This window comes from Streptomyces sichuanensis (assembly GCF_020328095.1).
Taxonomy (GTDB): Bacteria; Actinomycetota; Actinomycetes; order Streptomycetales; family Streptomycetaceae; genus Streptomyces; species Streptomyces cinnamoneus.
This window is the reverse complement of sequence record NZ_JAIXMK010000075.1, coordinates 1-13,341: the sequence shown is the minus strand read 5'-3', so window position 1 is coordinate 13,341 and position 13,341 is coordinate 1. Positions and strand designations below refer to the sequence as shown.

The window sequence follows — 13,341 nt, the reverse complement described above, 5'->3', positions numbered from 1 at the left end:
TCCCGTGGTGCTCCAACAGTTCGGGCCGACGCTAATGACCTGCGGGTAAGCGGGTGCTGACCGGGAAGCTCAGCTTCGTTGACCGTGGAGCCGGTACGCCCCCGGCGTCGTCCCCGTCCAGCGGCGGAACGCCCGGTGGAAGGCGGTGTCCTCGGAGAAGCCCAGCCGGGCCGCGAGCTGGGCGATCGGCTCCCGGCCCTCCGCCAGGCCGGTGATCGCCGCGTCCCGCCGCACCTGGTCCTTGAGCCGCCGGTAGGAGGTCCCCTCCTCCTGCAGCCGGCGCCGCAGCGTGGCGGGGCTGACCGCCAGCCGCGCCGCCAGCTGGGTCACCTCCGGCAGCCGGGCCGGCCGGCCCTCGCCCAGCGAGCGCAGCAGGGCGTGGCGCACCTGCTCGGCCACCGTCGTGCCGTACTCGCGCCGGCTCAGCAGGCCCGCGGGGGCCTGCCGCAGCAGTTCGCCCAGGCCCTCCTCGTCGCGTACGACGGGCGCGGCCAGCCACCGCGCGTCGAAACCGGCCGCCGCCGTGGGGGCGGGCCCCGCCCCGCACCGCACCGGGCAGCCGAACATCAGCGGGTACTCGGCCGCGTACGGCGGGGCGGGATGGGCGAAGCGGGCCCAGCGCAGCGGGATCCGCCGGCCGATCAGCCAGCCCGCCAGCCGGTGCCAGAGGGTCATCGTGCACTCGGCGAGGAAGGCGCCCTCGGGATGGCCGCGCAGGTCGTTGTGGAAGGCGAACACGGCCTCGCCGCCGCTGCGTTCGAGCCCGAGGTCCGGGCCGCCGGGGAAGAGGCCGTAGAAGCGCACCGCCCGCTCCAGCGCCGCGCCCAGGTCGGGGCAGGCCAGGCACGTGCAGCACATCATGGCGAACGTCCCGGGCCTGCTGGGCACCGGGCCCAGGCCGAGGAACTCGTCGCCGGTGGCCCGGTGCAGACCGCGCACCAGCCGCGCGAACTGCTCGGCCGTCACCTGCGCCGTGTCGTCCCCGAGCAGCAGCGGCGGGATGCCCGCGCCCTGCAGCAGGGGCACGGTGTCGAGGCCGAGCCGGCGCGCGCCGCCGAGCGCGGCGCGCAGGTGGTGCACGGTGATCCCCGGGCTGCCCATGGACTGCACGGTAACCCCCGTTGAGCGCCCGGGTCAGCGGTGCTGACGATTCCGGTCATCCCGGTGGGCCGGACGGGCTTCGTAGCGTCGGGGGAGACTCACCCGGGGAGGCGTGATGCGGCAACGGCCCGACACCTTGGCCGAGTTCACCGAATGGACCGCTGACCAGTACGGGGCGCTGCCCGCGCTGCGCCACCGCGCGCGGGAGGGCGACCGCGGCTGGGTGGAGACGGGCTACGACCGGCTGCGCGAGACCGTACGGGCCGCCGGGCGCGGTCTGATCACACTGGGGGTGCGCCCGGACGACCGGGTGGCGATCCTCGCGGAGACCCGGCCGGAGTGGACGTACGCCCACTTCGCGGTGCTGGCCGCCGGGGCGGTCGTGGTGCCGGTCTACCCGACGGCCGGCGAGGCCGAACTGGCCTGGGTGCTCGGCGACTCGGGCGCCTCGGTCGTCATCTGCGAGAACGCCGCGCAGGCGGTACGGGTGGAGGCGGTGCGGCCGAAGCTGCCGGGGCTGCGGCACGTGGTGCTCATCGACGACGACGGTCCCGTCCACGACCCCGGGGCGCTCGTCCTCGGGCGGCTGCCGGCCGGGGTGCCGCTGGAGGAGCTGCTCGGGCGCGCCGCGGCCCGCCGCCCCGAGGACCTGTGCACCGTCATCTACACCTCGGGCACCACCGGTCTGCCCAAGGGCTGCTGCCTCACGCACGGCAACATCGTCGCCAACCAGGACGCGACCGCCCACCTCACCGAGGGCGGCCCCGGCGACACCACGTACCTCTACCTGCCGCTCGCCCACGTCCTCGGCATGCTGATCGAGCTCACCGCGCTGCGCCGCGGCGGCACGCTGTGCTACTTCGGCGGCCGGGTCGAGGACGTCGTCGGCGAGCTGGCCGAGGTCCGGCCCACCCATCTGCCCTCGGTGCCCCGGCTCTTCGAGAAGGTGCACGCCATGGTCGTCTCCCGTGCCGAGGCGCGGGGCCCGGACGGCCCGGACCGGCTGGCCGCCGCCGTCCGCACCGGGCTCGCGGTCGCGGAGCTGCGCGCACGGGGCGAGGAGCCGGCCGGGCCGCTGCGGGCGGCGTGGGAGGAGGCGGAGGAGAGCCTGTTCGCCCCCGTGCGGGCGGTCTTCGGGGGCCGGCTGCGATGGGCGCTGACCGGGGCCGCGCCCATCGCGCCGCAGACCCTGGACCTGCTGCGGGCCTGCGGCGTCGCGGTCTTCGAGGGGTACGGCATGACCGAGTCGTCGGGGGTGATCACCCTCAACCACCGGGGCGCGGTCCGCCACGGGACGGTGGGGCGGGCGGTGGACGGGTGCGAGGTGCGGATCGCGGAGGACGGGGAGGTGTACGCGCGGGGGCCGGGCGTCTTCGCCGGCTACCACGGCAACCCGGCTGCGACGGCGGAGGCGCTGGACGCGGACGGCTGGCTGCACACCGGCGACGTCGGCACCCTGGACGCGGACGGCTACCTCAGCATCACCGGCCGCAAGAAGGACCTGATCATCACGTCGAGCGGCAAGAACCTCGCCCCGGCGCCGGTGGAGTTCGCGCTCCAGCACTCCCGCTGGATCTCCCGGGCCGTCATGATCGGCGACCGGCGCCCGTACCCGGTGGCGCTGCTCACGCTCGACGCGCAGGAGGTCGCGGCGTGGGCCGCCCGGGAGGGGGTGGAGCCGGGGGAGGCGGGGCTCGCCCGGCACCCGGCGGTGCGGGAGCTGTGCCGGGAGGCGGTGGAGGCGGCCAACGAGCAGGTGGCCCGGCCGGCCCGCATCCGCGCGTTCACGGTCCTGGACGAGGACTTCGGCGTCGGGAACGGGACGCTCACGCCCACGCTCAAAGTCCGGCGGGCGGCGATCAGCGAACGTTATGCCGCGGAAATCGATGCGTTGTACGAACGAGAACGGTAAATGGTTCGGCCGTGAAACCAGTTTCCCCGTGCTCGCGGCCGGAAAATCGGAAAAGGTGTGGTCAGGGCCCGGGCCGGGTGCGGTCCGGTAAAAAGGCAGGAGCCCTGCCTTCCGCCGAAGCGGAAGGCAGGGCTCCTTGGGTACAGCACATCAGCCGCGATCGGCTGGGCGTCGCACCGGAGGGATCCGAGGATCAGACCGGGGTGACGTTCTCCGCCTGCGGGCCCTTGGGGCCCTGCGTGACGTCGAAGTTGACCTGCTGGTTCTCCTCGAGGGAGCGGAAGCCAGAGGCGTTGATCGCGGAGTAGTGGACGAAGACGTCGGGGCCCCCGCCGTCCTGGGCAATGAAGCCAAAGCCCTTTTCAGCGTTGAACCACTTCACGGTTCCGGTAGCCATAAGCCCTCCTTGGGCCAAAGGGTTGCCCTGCTCCAGAACCTGCGAGAAGTCTGAAAACTACAAAAGCCTGCGGGGTCACATGCTCCGCAGGCTCTGTACTGCAAGGGAAACCAAACTGCAACTTGCGGCGAGCCTAGCACGCGATGTTCTCGCACGGAAGGAGTCGAAGATCACGCCCAGGGCTGGTTTTCCGGCCCTTCCCACGGGAAAAGATCGCTGGTCGGGCTCGAATCGGCAGGACCCCGGCCCAGCGGCCCCCGGACACCGGGGCTAGCCTCCGGATGTGGACAATTCAGCCTCAGACGTAGCGATCGCCGACGACGCGGCCCGGCAGTTCAGCCCCCGTCCCCGCGTCGGTCACATCCAGTTCCTCAACTGCCTGCCCCTCTACTGGGGTCTCGCCCGGACCGGCACGCTGCTCGATCTGGATCTGACCAAGGACACCCCCGAGAAGCTCAGCGAACGGCTGATCCGGGGGGAGCTCGACATCGCCCCCGTCACCCTCGTGGAGTTCCTCCGCAACGCCGACGACCTCGTCGCCCTGCCGGACATCGCGGTGGGCTGCGACGGCCCCGTCATGTCGTGCGTGATCGTCTCGCAGGTGCCGCTCGACCGGCTGGACGGGGCCAGGGTCGCGCTCGGCTCCACCTCGCGCACCTCGGTGCGGCTGGCGCAGCTGCTGCTCGCCGAGCGCTACGGGGTGGCGCCCGACTACTACACCTGCCCGCCCGACCTGGGCGCGATGATGCAGGAGGCGGACGCGGCGGTGCTCATCGGGGACGCCGCCCTGCGGGCCTCGCTGCACGAGGCGCCCCGGCTCGGCCTGGAGGTCCACGACCTCGGGCAGATGTGGAAGGACTGGACGGGCCTGCCGTTCGTCTTCGCCGTGTGGGCGGCCCGCCGCGACTACCTGGCGCGCGAGCCGCACATCGTGGCCAAGGTGCACGAGGCGTTCCTGGCCTCCCGGGACGTGTCCCTGCAGGAGGTCACCAAGGTCGCCGAGCAGGCGGCCCGCTGGGAGGCGTTCGACGCCGGCCTGCTGGAGCGCTACTTCACCACCCTCGACTTCCGCTTCGGCCCGGACCAGCTGGCCGGCGTGGCCGAGTTCGCCCGCCGCACCGGCCCCACGACGGGCTTCCCCGCCGACGTGCACGTGGAACTGCTGAAGCCCTGACCCCTCCGGGGAGGGATCAGGGCTTCGTACGTCCGAGGACGTCCGGCAGGGCGGCGCCGGGCTCCCGTGGAACCACCGGGGTCCGGCGGACGGCCCCGCCGTCGGGCACGTCAGGAGACGGGCGTCAGGAGACGGGCGTCAGGAGACGGGCGTCAGGAGGAGGGCGTCGGGCCTTCCATGTGCTGGCTGATGTACTGGATCAGCCCCTCGCCCATGTTCGGCACGTAGGTCTTGGCGTTGTGCTTGCCGCCGGGGATTTCCCGCAGCATCGTGTGCACCGGGCCCTTGCCGTACTGCGCCTGGAACTTCTTGACCTGGCTCATCACGATCGGCGGCTCGGCCGTGCCCACCTGGAAGGCGACGTAGACGTCCGGGCCCTTGGTGTCGATCAGCCGCTTGGCCAGCACCTCGGGGTTGTTCTCGGCCATCTCCTGCTCGTGCCCCTTCCACAGGGGGGAGTCCGGGACGATGTCCGGGCCGGAGGCGATCACGGCCTTGAACTTGTCCGGGTGCTTCAGCACGGCCTTGAAGCCCGCGAAGCCGCCGGAGGAGGAGCCCATGAAGCACCAGCCGTCACGCGACTTCAGGGTGCGGAAGTTCTGCTTGACCAGGTCCGGCACGTCCTCCGTCAGCCAGGTGCCCATCTTGGCCTGGCCGGGGATGTCACTGCCGTCGTAGTAGTGCTTGTCGTCCGGGTTGAGCACCGGCATGGCCAGGATGAAGGGCAGGCTCTTGCCCTCCTGCGACCACTTGCTGATGCTCTGCTGGAGGCCGAGGTCGGTGCCCATCCAGTAGTTGTTCGGGTAGCCGGGGCCACCGGGCAGCGCGATCATGACCGGGAAGCCGCTCTTCGCGTACTTCGGGTCCTTGTACTGCTTGGGGGCCCAGACCCAGACCTTGCCCTTGAAGCCGGACTTCGGGCCGTCCAGGGTGACGACGCCGATCTCCGTGCCGTCGCCCAGGGTGTTCGCGTTCTTGAACTGAGCGGCCGGGCCCGTCGGCATCAGCGTCTTGGAGTCGCCGGACTTCTCGCCGCTCGTCCCGCCCGCCTGGCCGCCACCCTTGTTGCTGTCCTGGCCGAAGCTGACCGGGTCGCCCTTGGTGGAGAACGGACCGAACTCGAAGTACTTCATGACGCCGCCGGCGATCAGGCCCAGCACGGCTATGGACGCCACGATGATCGTCCACTTCTTGGCGCGCGAGGCGCGCTGCCGGCCCTGGGACTGGTACGACCCGTTCGGCGGGTAGTCGCCCTGGTCCCCGTGGTCGCCGTAGGCGCCGGGGCCGCCGAAGCCGCCGCCGGACTGCTGCTGGTAGCCGGGCGGAGGCGGCGGGTAACCGCCGCTCTGCTGCCGGTATCCCCCGTTGGGCTGGTAGCCCCCGTTGGGTTGGTGCGTCATCGCGTCGCTCCGGATGATGCTGCTGCCCCGAAGGACATGACGGTTTGTTCCGTCCTAGTGGATGGGCAAATCAGGGTGCGGGGTTCCTGGGAGACCCCGTGAATTGAGTCATAGGCTCGAATTCGGGGCCGGAAGGCCCCCTCCAAGGGGGAGGCGAAAGGCCCGATGCAGCCGTTGTCGGAAGAAGATCCGCAGGTCATAGGCGCGTACCGGCTGCTGGGCAGACTCGGTGCGGGCGGCATGGGCCGGGTGTACCTGGGACGGAGCGCCGGCGGCCGCACCGTCGCCGTGAAGGTCGTACATCCGCATTTCGCCCTCGATGAGCAATTCCGCGCGCGCTTTCGCCGGGAGGTCGAATCGGCCCGCCGGGTCGGCGGGGCGTGGACCGCGCCCGTCCTCGACGCGGATCCCGGCGCGGGAGTGCCCTGGGTGGCGACGGGCTACGTGGCCGGCCCCTCGCTCACCCAGGCGGTCGCCGAGGTGGGCCCGCTGCCGGAGCGGACGGTACGGGCGCTGGGCGCGGGCCTCGCCGAGGCGCTGGCCGCGGTGCACGCCCTGGGGCTGGTGCACCGCGACGTGAAGCCGTCGAACGTCCTGCTGGCCCTCGACGGCCCCCGCCTCATCGACTTCGGCATCGCCCGGGCCACGGACGGCACCGCGTCCCTGACCTCCACCGGCGTCTCCATCGGCTCGCCCGGCTACATGGCGCCCGAGCAGATCCTGGGCCGTGACGTGACGGGCGCGGCGGACGTCTTCTCGCTGGGTGCGGTCCTGACGTACGCGGCCACGGGCGAACCGCCCTTCGGCGGCGACAGCTCGGCGGCCCTGCTCTACAAGGTCGTGCACGAGGAGCCGGTGCTGGGCCCGGGCCTCGCGGGCCCGCTGCGCGAGCTGGCCGCGGCCTGCCTGGCCAAGTCCCCGGCGGACCGCCCGACCCCGGCGGAGGCGGCCCGCCGCCTCGCCGCGCCGGAGGGCGCGGACGCCCTCGTACGCTCCGGCTGGCTGCCGGCGCCCCTGGTCGAGAGGGTCAGCCGGCAGGCAGTGGAACTCCTGGACCTGGAGGCGAGCGGCCCGCCGCCTGCACAGCCGGACGGGCGGGGGCCGGGTTCCGGGCCTGCGCAGGGGGCGGGCCAGTGGCCCGGGCGGGACCGGGACGCCGTCGGGGGCGACGAGGGGGTGCCGCAGGGCGCGGGTGGGGTGCCGGAGGGCGTCGGGGGCCCGCGGGCCGACGCGGGTTCCGGGCCTTTGCCGCACGGAGCCGGCCGGGCGCCGGAGGGGCGCGCGGGACGGGTGCCCGGGCAGGGGGCCGTCGCGGGGTTCGGGCCTGCTCCGCAGGGGGAGCGGTCGGGGCGGTTGCCCGGGCGGTGGCGGCAGGCCGCCGGGGGCGGTCAGGCGCCCTTGGGGGCCGAGCACCTCGCCACCGAACCCGACGGCAGACGCATCGCGCTGTCCGCCGGCGTGACGGCCGGGCCCGCCGGGCGCCGCGGCCGGCGCTTCGGCTGCACGCTCGTGCTGACCGTCGCGGGCGCCCTGGCCGCCACCACGACGGCCCTGTTCGTCTTCGACGTGCTGCCGCCCGGCGCGCGTGAGTCGGGGAAACCGGCCGCGACCCCCTCACTGCCCTCCGCCGGCAACCCCACCCCACCGAAGCCGAGCGCCGACGCGGGCGAGCCGCGCGCCACCGTCCCGCAGGCGTTCCTCGGCACCTGGACGGGCTCCGTCGTCCAGTCCGACGGCACCGCCAACGGCACGATGACGAGCACCGTCACCGCCGGCGGCAAGGACGCCTACGTCGTGCGCACGAGCTATTCGGTCCTCGGCGTCATGGAGTGCCGCGCCAAGGCCAAGCTGCTCTCGGCGACCAGCACCAGGATCACCGTGGAAGAGGTCACCGACGGTGAGAAGAAGGCCCTCTGCACGGGTGCGAAGGCGACCGTGACGTACGCGCTCGCCCCGGGCGGCAGGCTGGCCTACGCCTCCGACGACGCCGCCGGCGGCCGGCCCACCGCGACGCTCACCAGGACCGGCGGCTGAACCGCCCCGCCCCCGTCCGGCCCGGACGTCCGCCCCCGGCCCGGTCTCCGGCCCGCCCAGGGCCCTCGCGTAGGCTGGCCCGGTATTCGCATACCCCCTCCGAAGGGACGCCCGGTGACCGAGAACGCCGACCTTCAGTTGGTCCTCGACCGTGCCGCAGCCGGTGGCCGGATCACCCCGGAGGAGGCGCTCGACCTCTACCGGTCCGCCCCGCTGCACGCCCTGGGCGCCGCCGCCGACGCCGCGCGCCGCAAGCGCTACGCCGGCACCGAGCACATCGCGACGTACATCATCGAGCGCAACATCAACTACACGAACTCGTGCGTCACGGCGTGCAAGTTCTGCGCCTTCTACGCCCCGCCGAAGAGCGACAAGGTCTGGACGCGGCCGCTGGACGACATCCTGCGCCGCTGTGCGGAGACCGTCGAGCTGGGCGGCACGCAGATCATGTTCCAGGGCGGGCACCACCCCGAGTACGGCGTGGAGTACTACGAGGAGCACTTCTCGGCGATCAAGAAGGCGTTCCCGCAGCTCGTCATCCACTCCCTCGGTGCCTCCGAGGTCGAGCACATGTCGCGCATCTCGGGCGTCTCGGCGGAGGAGGCCATCCGCCGCATCCACGCCGCCGGCCTGGACTCCTTCGCGGGCGCCGGCGCCGAGCTGCTGCCGGCGCGGCCGCGCAAGGCCATCGCGCCGCTGAAGGAGTCCGGCGAGCGCTGGCTGGAGATCATGGAGCTCGCCCACACCCTGGGCGTCGAGTCGACCTCCACCATGCTGATGGGCACCGGCGAGACCAACGCCGAGCGCATCGAGCACCTGCGCATGATCCGCGACGTGCAGGACCGCACGGGCGGCTTCCGCGCCTTCATCCCGTACACCTACCAGCCGCAGAACAACGTGCTGAAGGGCCGGACGCAGGCCACCGTCTTCGAGTACCTGCGGATGATCGCCGTCGCCCGTCTGTTCCTCGACAACGTCGCCCACATCCAGGGCTCGTGGCTGACGGTCGGCAAGGAGGCGGGCCAGCTCTCGCTGCACTACGGCGCGGACGACCTGGGCTCGGTGATGCTGGAGGAGAACGTCGTCTCCTCGGCCGGCGCCCGGCACCGCTCGAACCGCATGGAGCTCATCGACCTCATCCGCAAGGCCGGCCGCGTCCCGGCGCAGCGGGCGACGACGTACGAGCACCTGCTGGTGCACGACGACCCGGCGAACGACCCCGTCGACGACCGCGTCGTCTCGCACCTGTCGTCGACCGCGATCGAGGGCGGCACGGCGCACCCGGAGCTGACGATCGTCGAGGCGAGCTGACGGCCGGGACGGACAGGACGGACGGACGATGTCCACGGTCCACCGCGTCCGTGCGGTCCGCCTGACGGAGGGCGGCGAGGGCGGCGAGCTCCTGTCGGCGCCCGGCGGCTACGCCGTCGCCGTCTCCGGCAGCCGCATCACCGCGATCGGCCCGTACGAGCGGGTGCACGCGGAAGCCGGCGAGCACGCGCGCGTGCGCGAATGGGACGGCGTCCTGACGCCGGGCCGGTACGAGCCGGACGCCGCCGCGTACCTGGAGGCCGCGTACCACCCGGATCCCCGCGAGGCGGCCGAGTACGGCACGGAGCCCCTGACCGGGGCGGCGCTGGCGGCGGTGGAGATGACGGACACGCGCTGGGGCCACAGCGCCCGGCGCGGCGTCCAGCGGCTGCTGGCGGCGGGGACGACGGCCCTGTCGGGCCCGTTCGCCCGGGCGGCCGTGCGGACGGCCGTCGAGCGCTCGGGCATCCGGGTGCTGCCGCCGGGGGCGCGACCCGGGGCGCTGACGGTGTCCGGCCCGGCCGACTTCGCGGTGTTCGCGGACGATGGCGGGGCGTTGGTGACCGTGCTGGACGGGCGCCTGGTGTTCCGCCGCCGCTGAGGGGGGAAGGCGGCGCGGGAGCCCGTTCATTACTTCGGGTGACGCTACCGTCGTATATGGGACCGCGATCCGTACCCACGTCCAGACTCGCGCCGTGTTGCAAGAACAGGTGAAGCGGGCCACGGCCGAGACCGTGTGGACCCCCCCTGGGGCAGACGGCTGGACCTTCGAACAGGTCAAGGGGCTGGAGTTGCCCGTCGTCTGGGAACTCTGGAACGGCTGGGTCCAGCCTTGTGGGAGGACCGACGCGTGGCACAACCTCGTGCGGAGCAACCTGCGTGATCGCCTTGATGCCGCCGGGCAAGGGACTTGCTGCGCGATCACGGGTGTGCCCGTCGTGATCGAGGAAGACCTTGTGGTGAAGCCGGACGTCGTTGTCGTCGATGCGGGGGAGGCGGACGCCGCGTACGTCCCCGTGGAGCGCGTCAAACTCGCCGTCGAGGTCGTGATGATGCCGGCATCCCGTTCCTTGGACCGCTTCCTCAAGCCGGCGGTGTTCGCCGAGGCCCGGCTACGGAACTTCTGGCGAGTGGAACGGCTTGAGGACAGTTCCCCCGAGGTGCACGAGTACTGGCTCCATCGCGACACGGGCGCGTACGTCTCGGCCTGTGAACGCCCCCGCCACCGCGGGAGGCTGGAGACGGACCGCCCGTTTCCGGTGAACATCGACCTGGCGAGCCTCGTAAGGCTCTGACCAGCCCCGTCAGTGATCCGTAAGGACCTCATCGCCGCACGTCAGAGCGGCATCAAGGGCAGCCGCCCCCGCCCCTCCCACCCGGCAGGATGAGCACCGCGGGGACGGCCGCTCCGGTCGTTCCGCGGTGCGAGGTGGAGGGCCCAGTCGTACAGACGGGCCGCAGGGACGCGCACTGCCGGCAGGTAAGCCGTGTTGCCGAGGGGGCGACGGGCAGGGGGCCGGCAGTCCTCGGGGTGGGGGCCCACAGGAACGGGCGCAGTCCGCACGGCACCGCAGGGCGACCGGTCCTTCCCGGGCGAGCCGTCCCCGTCCAGTCCCCGGCCGAAGCCCCGCAGGGGAGCCGTGGGGTCCGTGGTGAACAATGGGGTGGTGACCCGAGCATCCCTGGACAAGCAGCCGCATGAAGTCGCCGCGATGTTCGACGACGTGGCGGCCAAATACGACCTGACCAACGACGTCATCTCGCTCGGCCAGGCCCGCCTGTGGCGCAAGGCCGTGGCGCAGGCCGTCGCCGCCCGCCCGGGAGAGAAGGTCCTCGACCTCGCCGCCGGCACCGGCACGTCCTCGCTCCCCTTCGTCGCCGACGGCGCCTACGTCGTCCCGTGCGACTTCTCCCTCGGCATGCTGCGCGAGGGCAAGAAGCGCAACCCCTGGCTGCCGCTGACCGCCGGTGACGCCACGAAGCTGCCCTTCGCGGACGACGTCTTCGACGCCGTCACCATCTCCTTCGGGCTGCGCAACGTCCAGGAGACGGACGCCGCGCTGCGGGAGCTGCTGCGGGTGACCAAGCCGGGCGGGCGCGTGGTGATCTGCGAGTTCAGCCAGCCCACGTGGGAGCCGTTCCGCACGGTCTACACCGAGTACCTGATGCGCGCCCTGCCGCCGGTCGCCCGGACGGTCTGCAGCAACCCGGACGCCTACGTCTACCTCGCCGAGTCGGTCCGCGAGTGGCCCGACCAGCCCGCGCTCGCCGCACGGCTGCAGCAGGCCGGCTGGTCGAAGGTCGCCTGGCGCAATCTGACCGGTGGCGTCGTCGCGCTGCACCGGGGCACCAAGCCGCTTAACGCCTGAATTCCGTAAATCCCGGACGGGGCGCGCTTATTGCGCGTCTCGCTGTTGTCATGGCCCGGCTCCCGGACATCGGTACGATCTTGGTTTTCCACAGCCCAGATCAAGCCGAGTTCCGGAGGCCCTATGCCCTCGTTCTGTCCCGCCTGTGGTTCCGAGTTCGTGCCTCAGGCGCGCTTCTGCATGAAGTGCGGCAAGGAGCGGCCGGAGGCGGAGGGGGCTGCCGCGGCGGCGACCGCAGGCGGTGCCGGTGCGGCAGCGCCCGCGGCGCCCGCGATGCCGTCCGCACCGCCGTCAGGTCCGCCGGCCGTTCCGCCACCGCCGTTCGCCCCGCCGCCGGGGTACGCCCCCGGCCACGCCCCGTACGCAGCGCCCTCACGCGGGGCGCTGTTCCTGCGCCGGGCCTTCGGCGGCGACTGGACGGCCTCGGCGAAGGCGGCGGCCTGGCCGACGGGTCTGCTGCTCGTCCTCGCGCTCGTCATATCGCTGCCGTCCCCCGACGGCTACGAGGAGGCCGGGCTCACCCACTGGTCCGACCGCTTCCAGGTCGTCATCGCCCTGCTGCTGCAGGGCCTGGGCGCGAGCCTGGACGTGGAGATGCGCAGTGGTGGCAGCCTGCTGTCGCTGCTCGTGCGGGGCAGCGGCTCGCTGTCCTTCTGGCCGCTGACCATCACCGCCCTGTGGGCGGGGGCCGTGGCCGTCGGCGCCGGGCGGCTGCGCCGCGCGCGTCCTGCCGGCTCCGCCGGCTCGGGCGGCTCGGGCGGCGGTGCGGAGGCCACGCTGCGGATCGCGCTGCTGAACGCGGCGGTCGTGCTGGTCCTGGGCCTCTGCGGGCAGCCGGACCTCGACATGGTGACCGTCTCCACCACCCCTGTGCTCGCCGCCCTGTTCGCGGGCGCGCTGGCGGGCGCGGTGAGCGGCGCGGTGCTGTGCCGCGAGGAGGCGGCCGCGCGTCTGGGCGCCGGCGCACGGGTGGCCGTACGGGCGTGGGGCACTGCGCTGCGCGCCCTGGGGCTGTCGGTCGCGCTGTGCGGCCTGATCGTGTTCGTGGCCGTCGCCGCCAACCCCGACGAGACGGGCGACTGGGCGTGGGCCGGTTCGCTGCCCTTCCTGATCAACCTCGGCCTCATGGCGCTCGGCCTGTCCTGGGGCGCGGGCGTGGAGGGCTCCTCCACCGAGCAGGGCCGGCACAAGAGCGACACCCTGGGCCTGTCCGAGCTCGGTGACATGGCGGGCGGCTGGGCCCAGGCAGGCGCCGTGCTGGTGGGCATCGCCTGCGCGGTGATCCTGGCCGTACTGGCCGCGCGCCGCTCGGCGGACCGGGTGGAGCAGGCGCTGTCGGGCGTGTTCTTCCTGGCGACGCTGTGGCTGCTGTCGTTCGTCTCCGGTGGCTCCATGGAGATGACGAGCGGCACGTCGTTCTCGTACCGCTCGCGCGGCATGGAGAACGAGGTCGCGACGAACGCGGGCGAACTCCTGCTGTTCGGCCTCCTGTGGACGGCAGGAGCGATCCTCCTGTCCGTGGCCCTGGGCCGCCCCCGCGGCACGGCTGTCCCGCCCCGCCCGCCGATGCCGGTGCCGGCTGCGCCGGCTTTTGCGCCGACGGTGGCGGGCTCGGCGCCCGCCGCTGCCGCGCCGCCGGCCCC

General features: G+C 73.0%; 11 protein-coding genes. 8 read left to right on the top strand and 3 right to left on the bottom strand.

What is annotated here, in order from left to right:
- Positions 1 to 69: 69 nt before the first annotated feature.
- A complete protein-coding gene (locus LE181_RS20875) occupies positions 70 to 1,101 on the bottom strand; it encodes an AraC family transcriptional regulator (RefSeq protein WP_225662842.1) in 1,032 nt (343 codons plus the stop codon).
- 115 nt (positions 1,102 to 1,216) lie between these two features.
- On the opposite strand from LE181_RS20875, the gene LE181_RS20870 reads away from it, so the two are divergent.
- Entirely contained in the window at positions 1,217 to 3,013 is a 1,797-nt protein-coding gene (locus tag LE181_RS20870; RefSeq protein WP_225662841.1) for an AMP-dependent synthetase/ligase, read from the top strand.
- 193 nt (positions 3,014 to 3,206) lie between these two features.
- Here the strand turns inward: LE181_RS20870 and LE181_RS20865 are convergent, their stop codons facing one another.
- A complete protein-coding gene (locus LE181_RS20865) occupies positions 3,207 to 3,410 on the bottom strand; it encodes a cold-shock protein (RefSeq protein WP_003984261.1) in 204 nt (67 codons plus the stop codon).
- A 283-nt stretch (positions 3,411 to 3,693) separates the two neighbouring features.
- On the opposite strand from LE181_RS20865, the gene LE181_RS20860 reads away from it, so the two are divergent.
- Entirely contained in the window at positions 3,694 to 4,584 is an 891-nt protein-coding gene (locus LE181_RS20860) for a menaquinone biosynthetic enzyme MqnA/MqnD family protein (protein ID WP_225662840.1), read from the top strand.
- Between the two features lie 152 nt (positions 4,585 to 4,736).
- Here LE181_RS20860 and LE181_RS20855 read toward each other — a convergent pair whose 3' ends face one another.
- Complete coding sequence (locus LE181_RS20855) at positions 4,737 to 5,984, bottom strand: alpha/beta hydrolase (RefSeq protein WP_308103175.1); 1,248 nt, start codon at positions 5,982 to 5,984, stop codon at positions 4,737 to 4,739.
- 165 nt (positions 5,985 to 6,149) lie between these two features.
- Here LE181_RS20855 and LE181_RS20850 point away from each other — a divergent pair, with 165 nt between their 5' ends.
- The 6 genes from LE181_RS20850 to LE181_RS20825 form a co-directional block, all read left to right on the top strand.
- Positions 6,150 to 8,018 carry a serine/threonine-protein kinase gene (locus LE181_RS20850; RefSeq protein ID WP_225662839.1) on the top strand — a complete coding sequence of 623 codons (1,869 nt, stop codon included), beginning with the start codon at positions 6,150 to 6,152 and terminating at the stop codon, positions 8,016 to 8,018.
- A gap of 114 nt (positions 8,019 to 8,132) precedes the next feature.
- Positions 8,133 to 9,329: a cyclic dehypoxanthinyl futalosine synthase gene (gene mqnC, locus LE181_RS20845; protein ID WP_225662838.1), complete on the top strand. Its 1,197-nt coding sequence runs from the start codon at positions 8,133 to 8,135 to the stop codon at positions 9,327 to 9,329.
- 28 nt (positions 9,330 to 9,357) lie between these two features.
- Positions 9,358 to 9,930: a hypothetical protein gene (locus LE181_RS20840; RefSeq protein ID WP_225662837.1), complete on the top strand. Its 573-nt coding sequence runs from the start codon at positions 9,358 to 9,360 to the stop codon at positions 9,928 to 9,930.
- Between the two features lie 94 nt (positions 9,931 to 10,024).
- Positions 10,025 to 10,624: a Uma2 family endonuclease gene (locus LE181_RS20835; RefSeq protein WP_225662836.1), complete on the top strand. Its 600-nt coding sequence runs from the start codon at positions 10,025 to 10,027 to the stop codon at positions 10,622 to 10,624.
- 372 nt (positions 10,625 to 10,996) lie between these two features.
- Positions 10,997 to 11,698 (top strand): demethylmenaquinone methyltransferase, encoded by a 702-nt coding sequence (locus tag LE181_RS20830; protein WP_225662835.1) that lies wholly within the window; start codon positions 10,997 to 10,999, stop codon positions 11,696 to 11,698.
- Positions 11,699 to 11,878: 180 nt separating this feature from the next.
- A partial coding sequence (locus tag LE181_RS20825; RefSeq protein WP_225662834.1) for a hypothetical protein occupies positions 11,879 to 13,341 on the top strand: 1,463 nt, incomplete at its 3' end.

Bases quoted from the DNA above. Each gene is read 5' to 3' on its own strand.
- LE181_RS20850 (WP_225662839.1), top strand. From the start codon at position 6,150: ATGCAGCCGTTGTCGGAAGAAGATCCGCAGGTCATAGGCGCGTACCGG.
- LE181_RS20875 (WP_225662842.1), bottom strand. From the start codon at position 1,101: ATGGGCAGCCCGGGGATCACCGTGCACCACCTGCGCGCCGCGCTCGGC.
- LE181_RS20865 (WP_003984261.1), bottom strand. From the start codon at position 3,410: ATGGCTACCGGAACCGTGAAGTGGTTCAACGCTGAAAAGGGCTTTGGC.
- LE181_RS20870 (WP_225662841.1), top strand. From the start codon at position 1,217: ATGCGGCAACGGCCCGACACCTTGGCCGAGTTCACCGAATGGACCGCT.
- LE181_RS20840 (WP_225662837.1), top strand. From the start codon at position 9,358: ATGTCCACGGTCCACCGCGTCCGTGCGGTCCGCCTGACGGAGGGCGGC.
- LE181_RS20855 (WP_308103175.1), bottom strand. From the start codon at position 5,984: ATGACGCACCAACCCAACGGGGGCTACCAGCCCAACGGGGGATACCGG.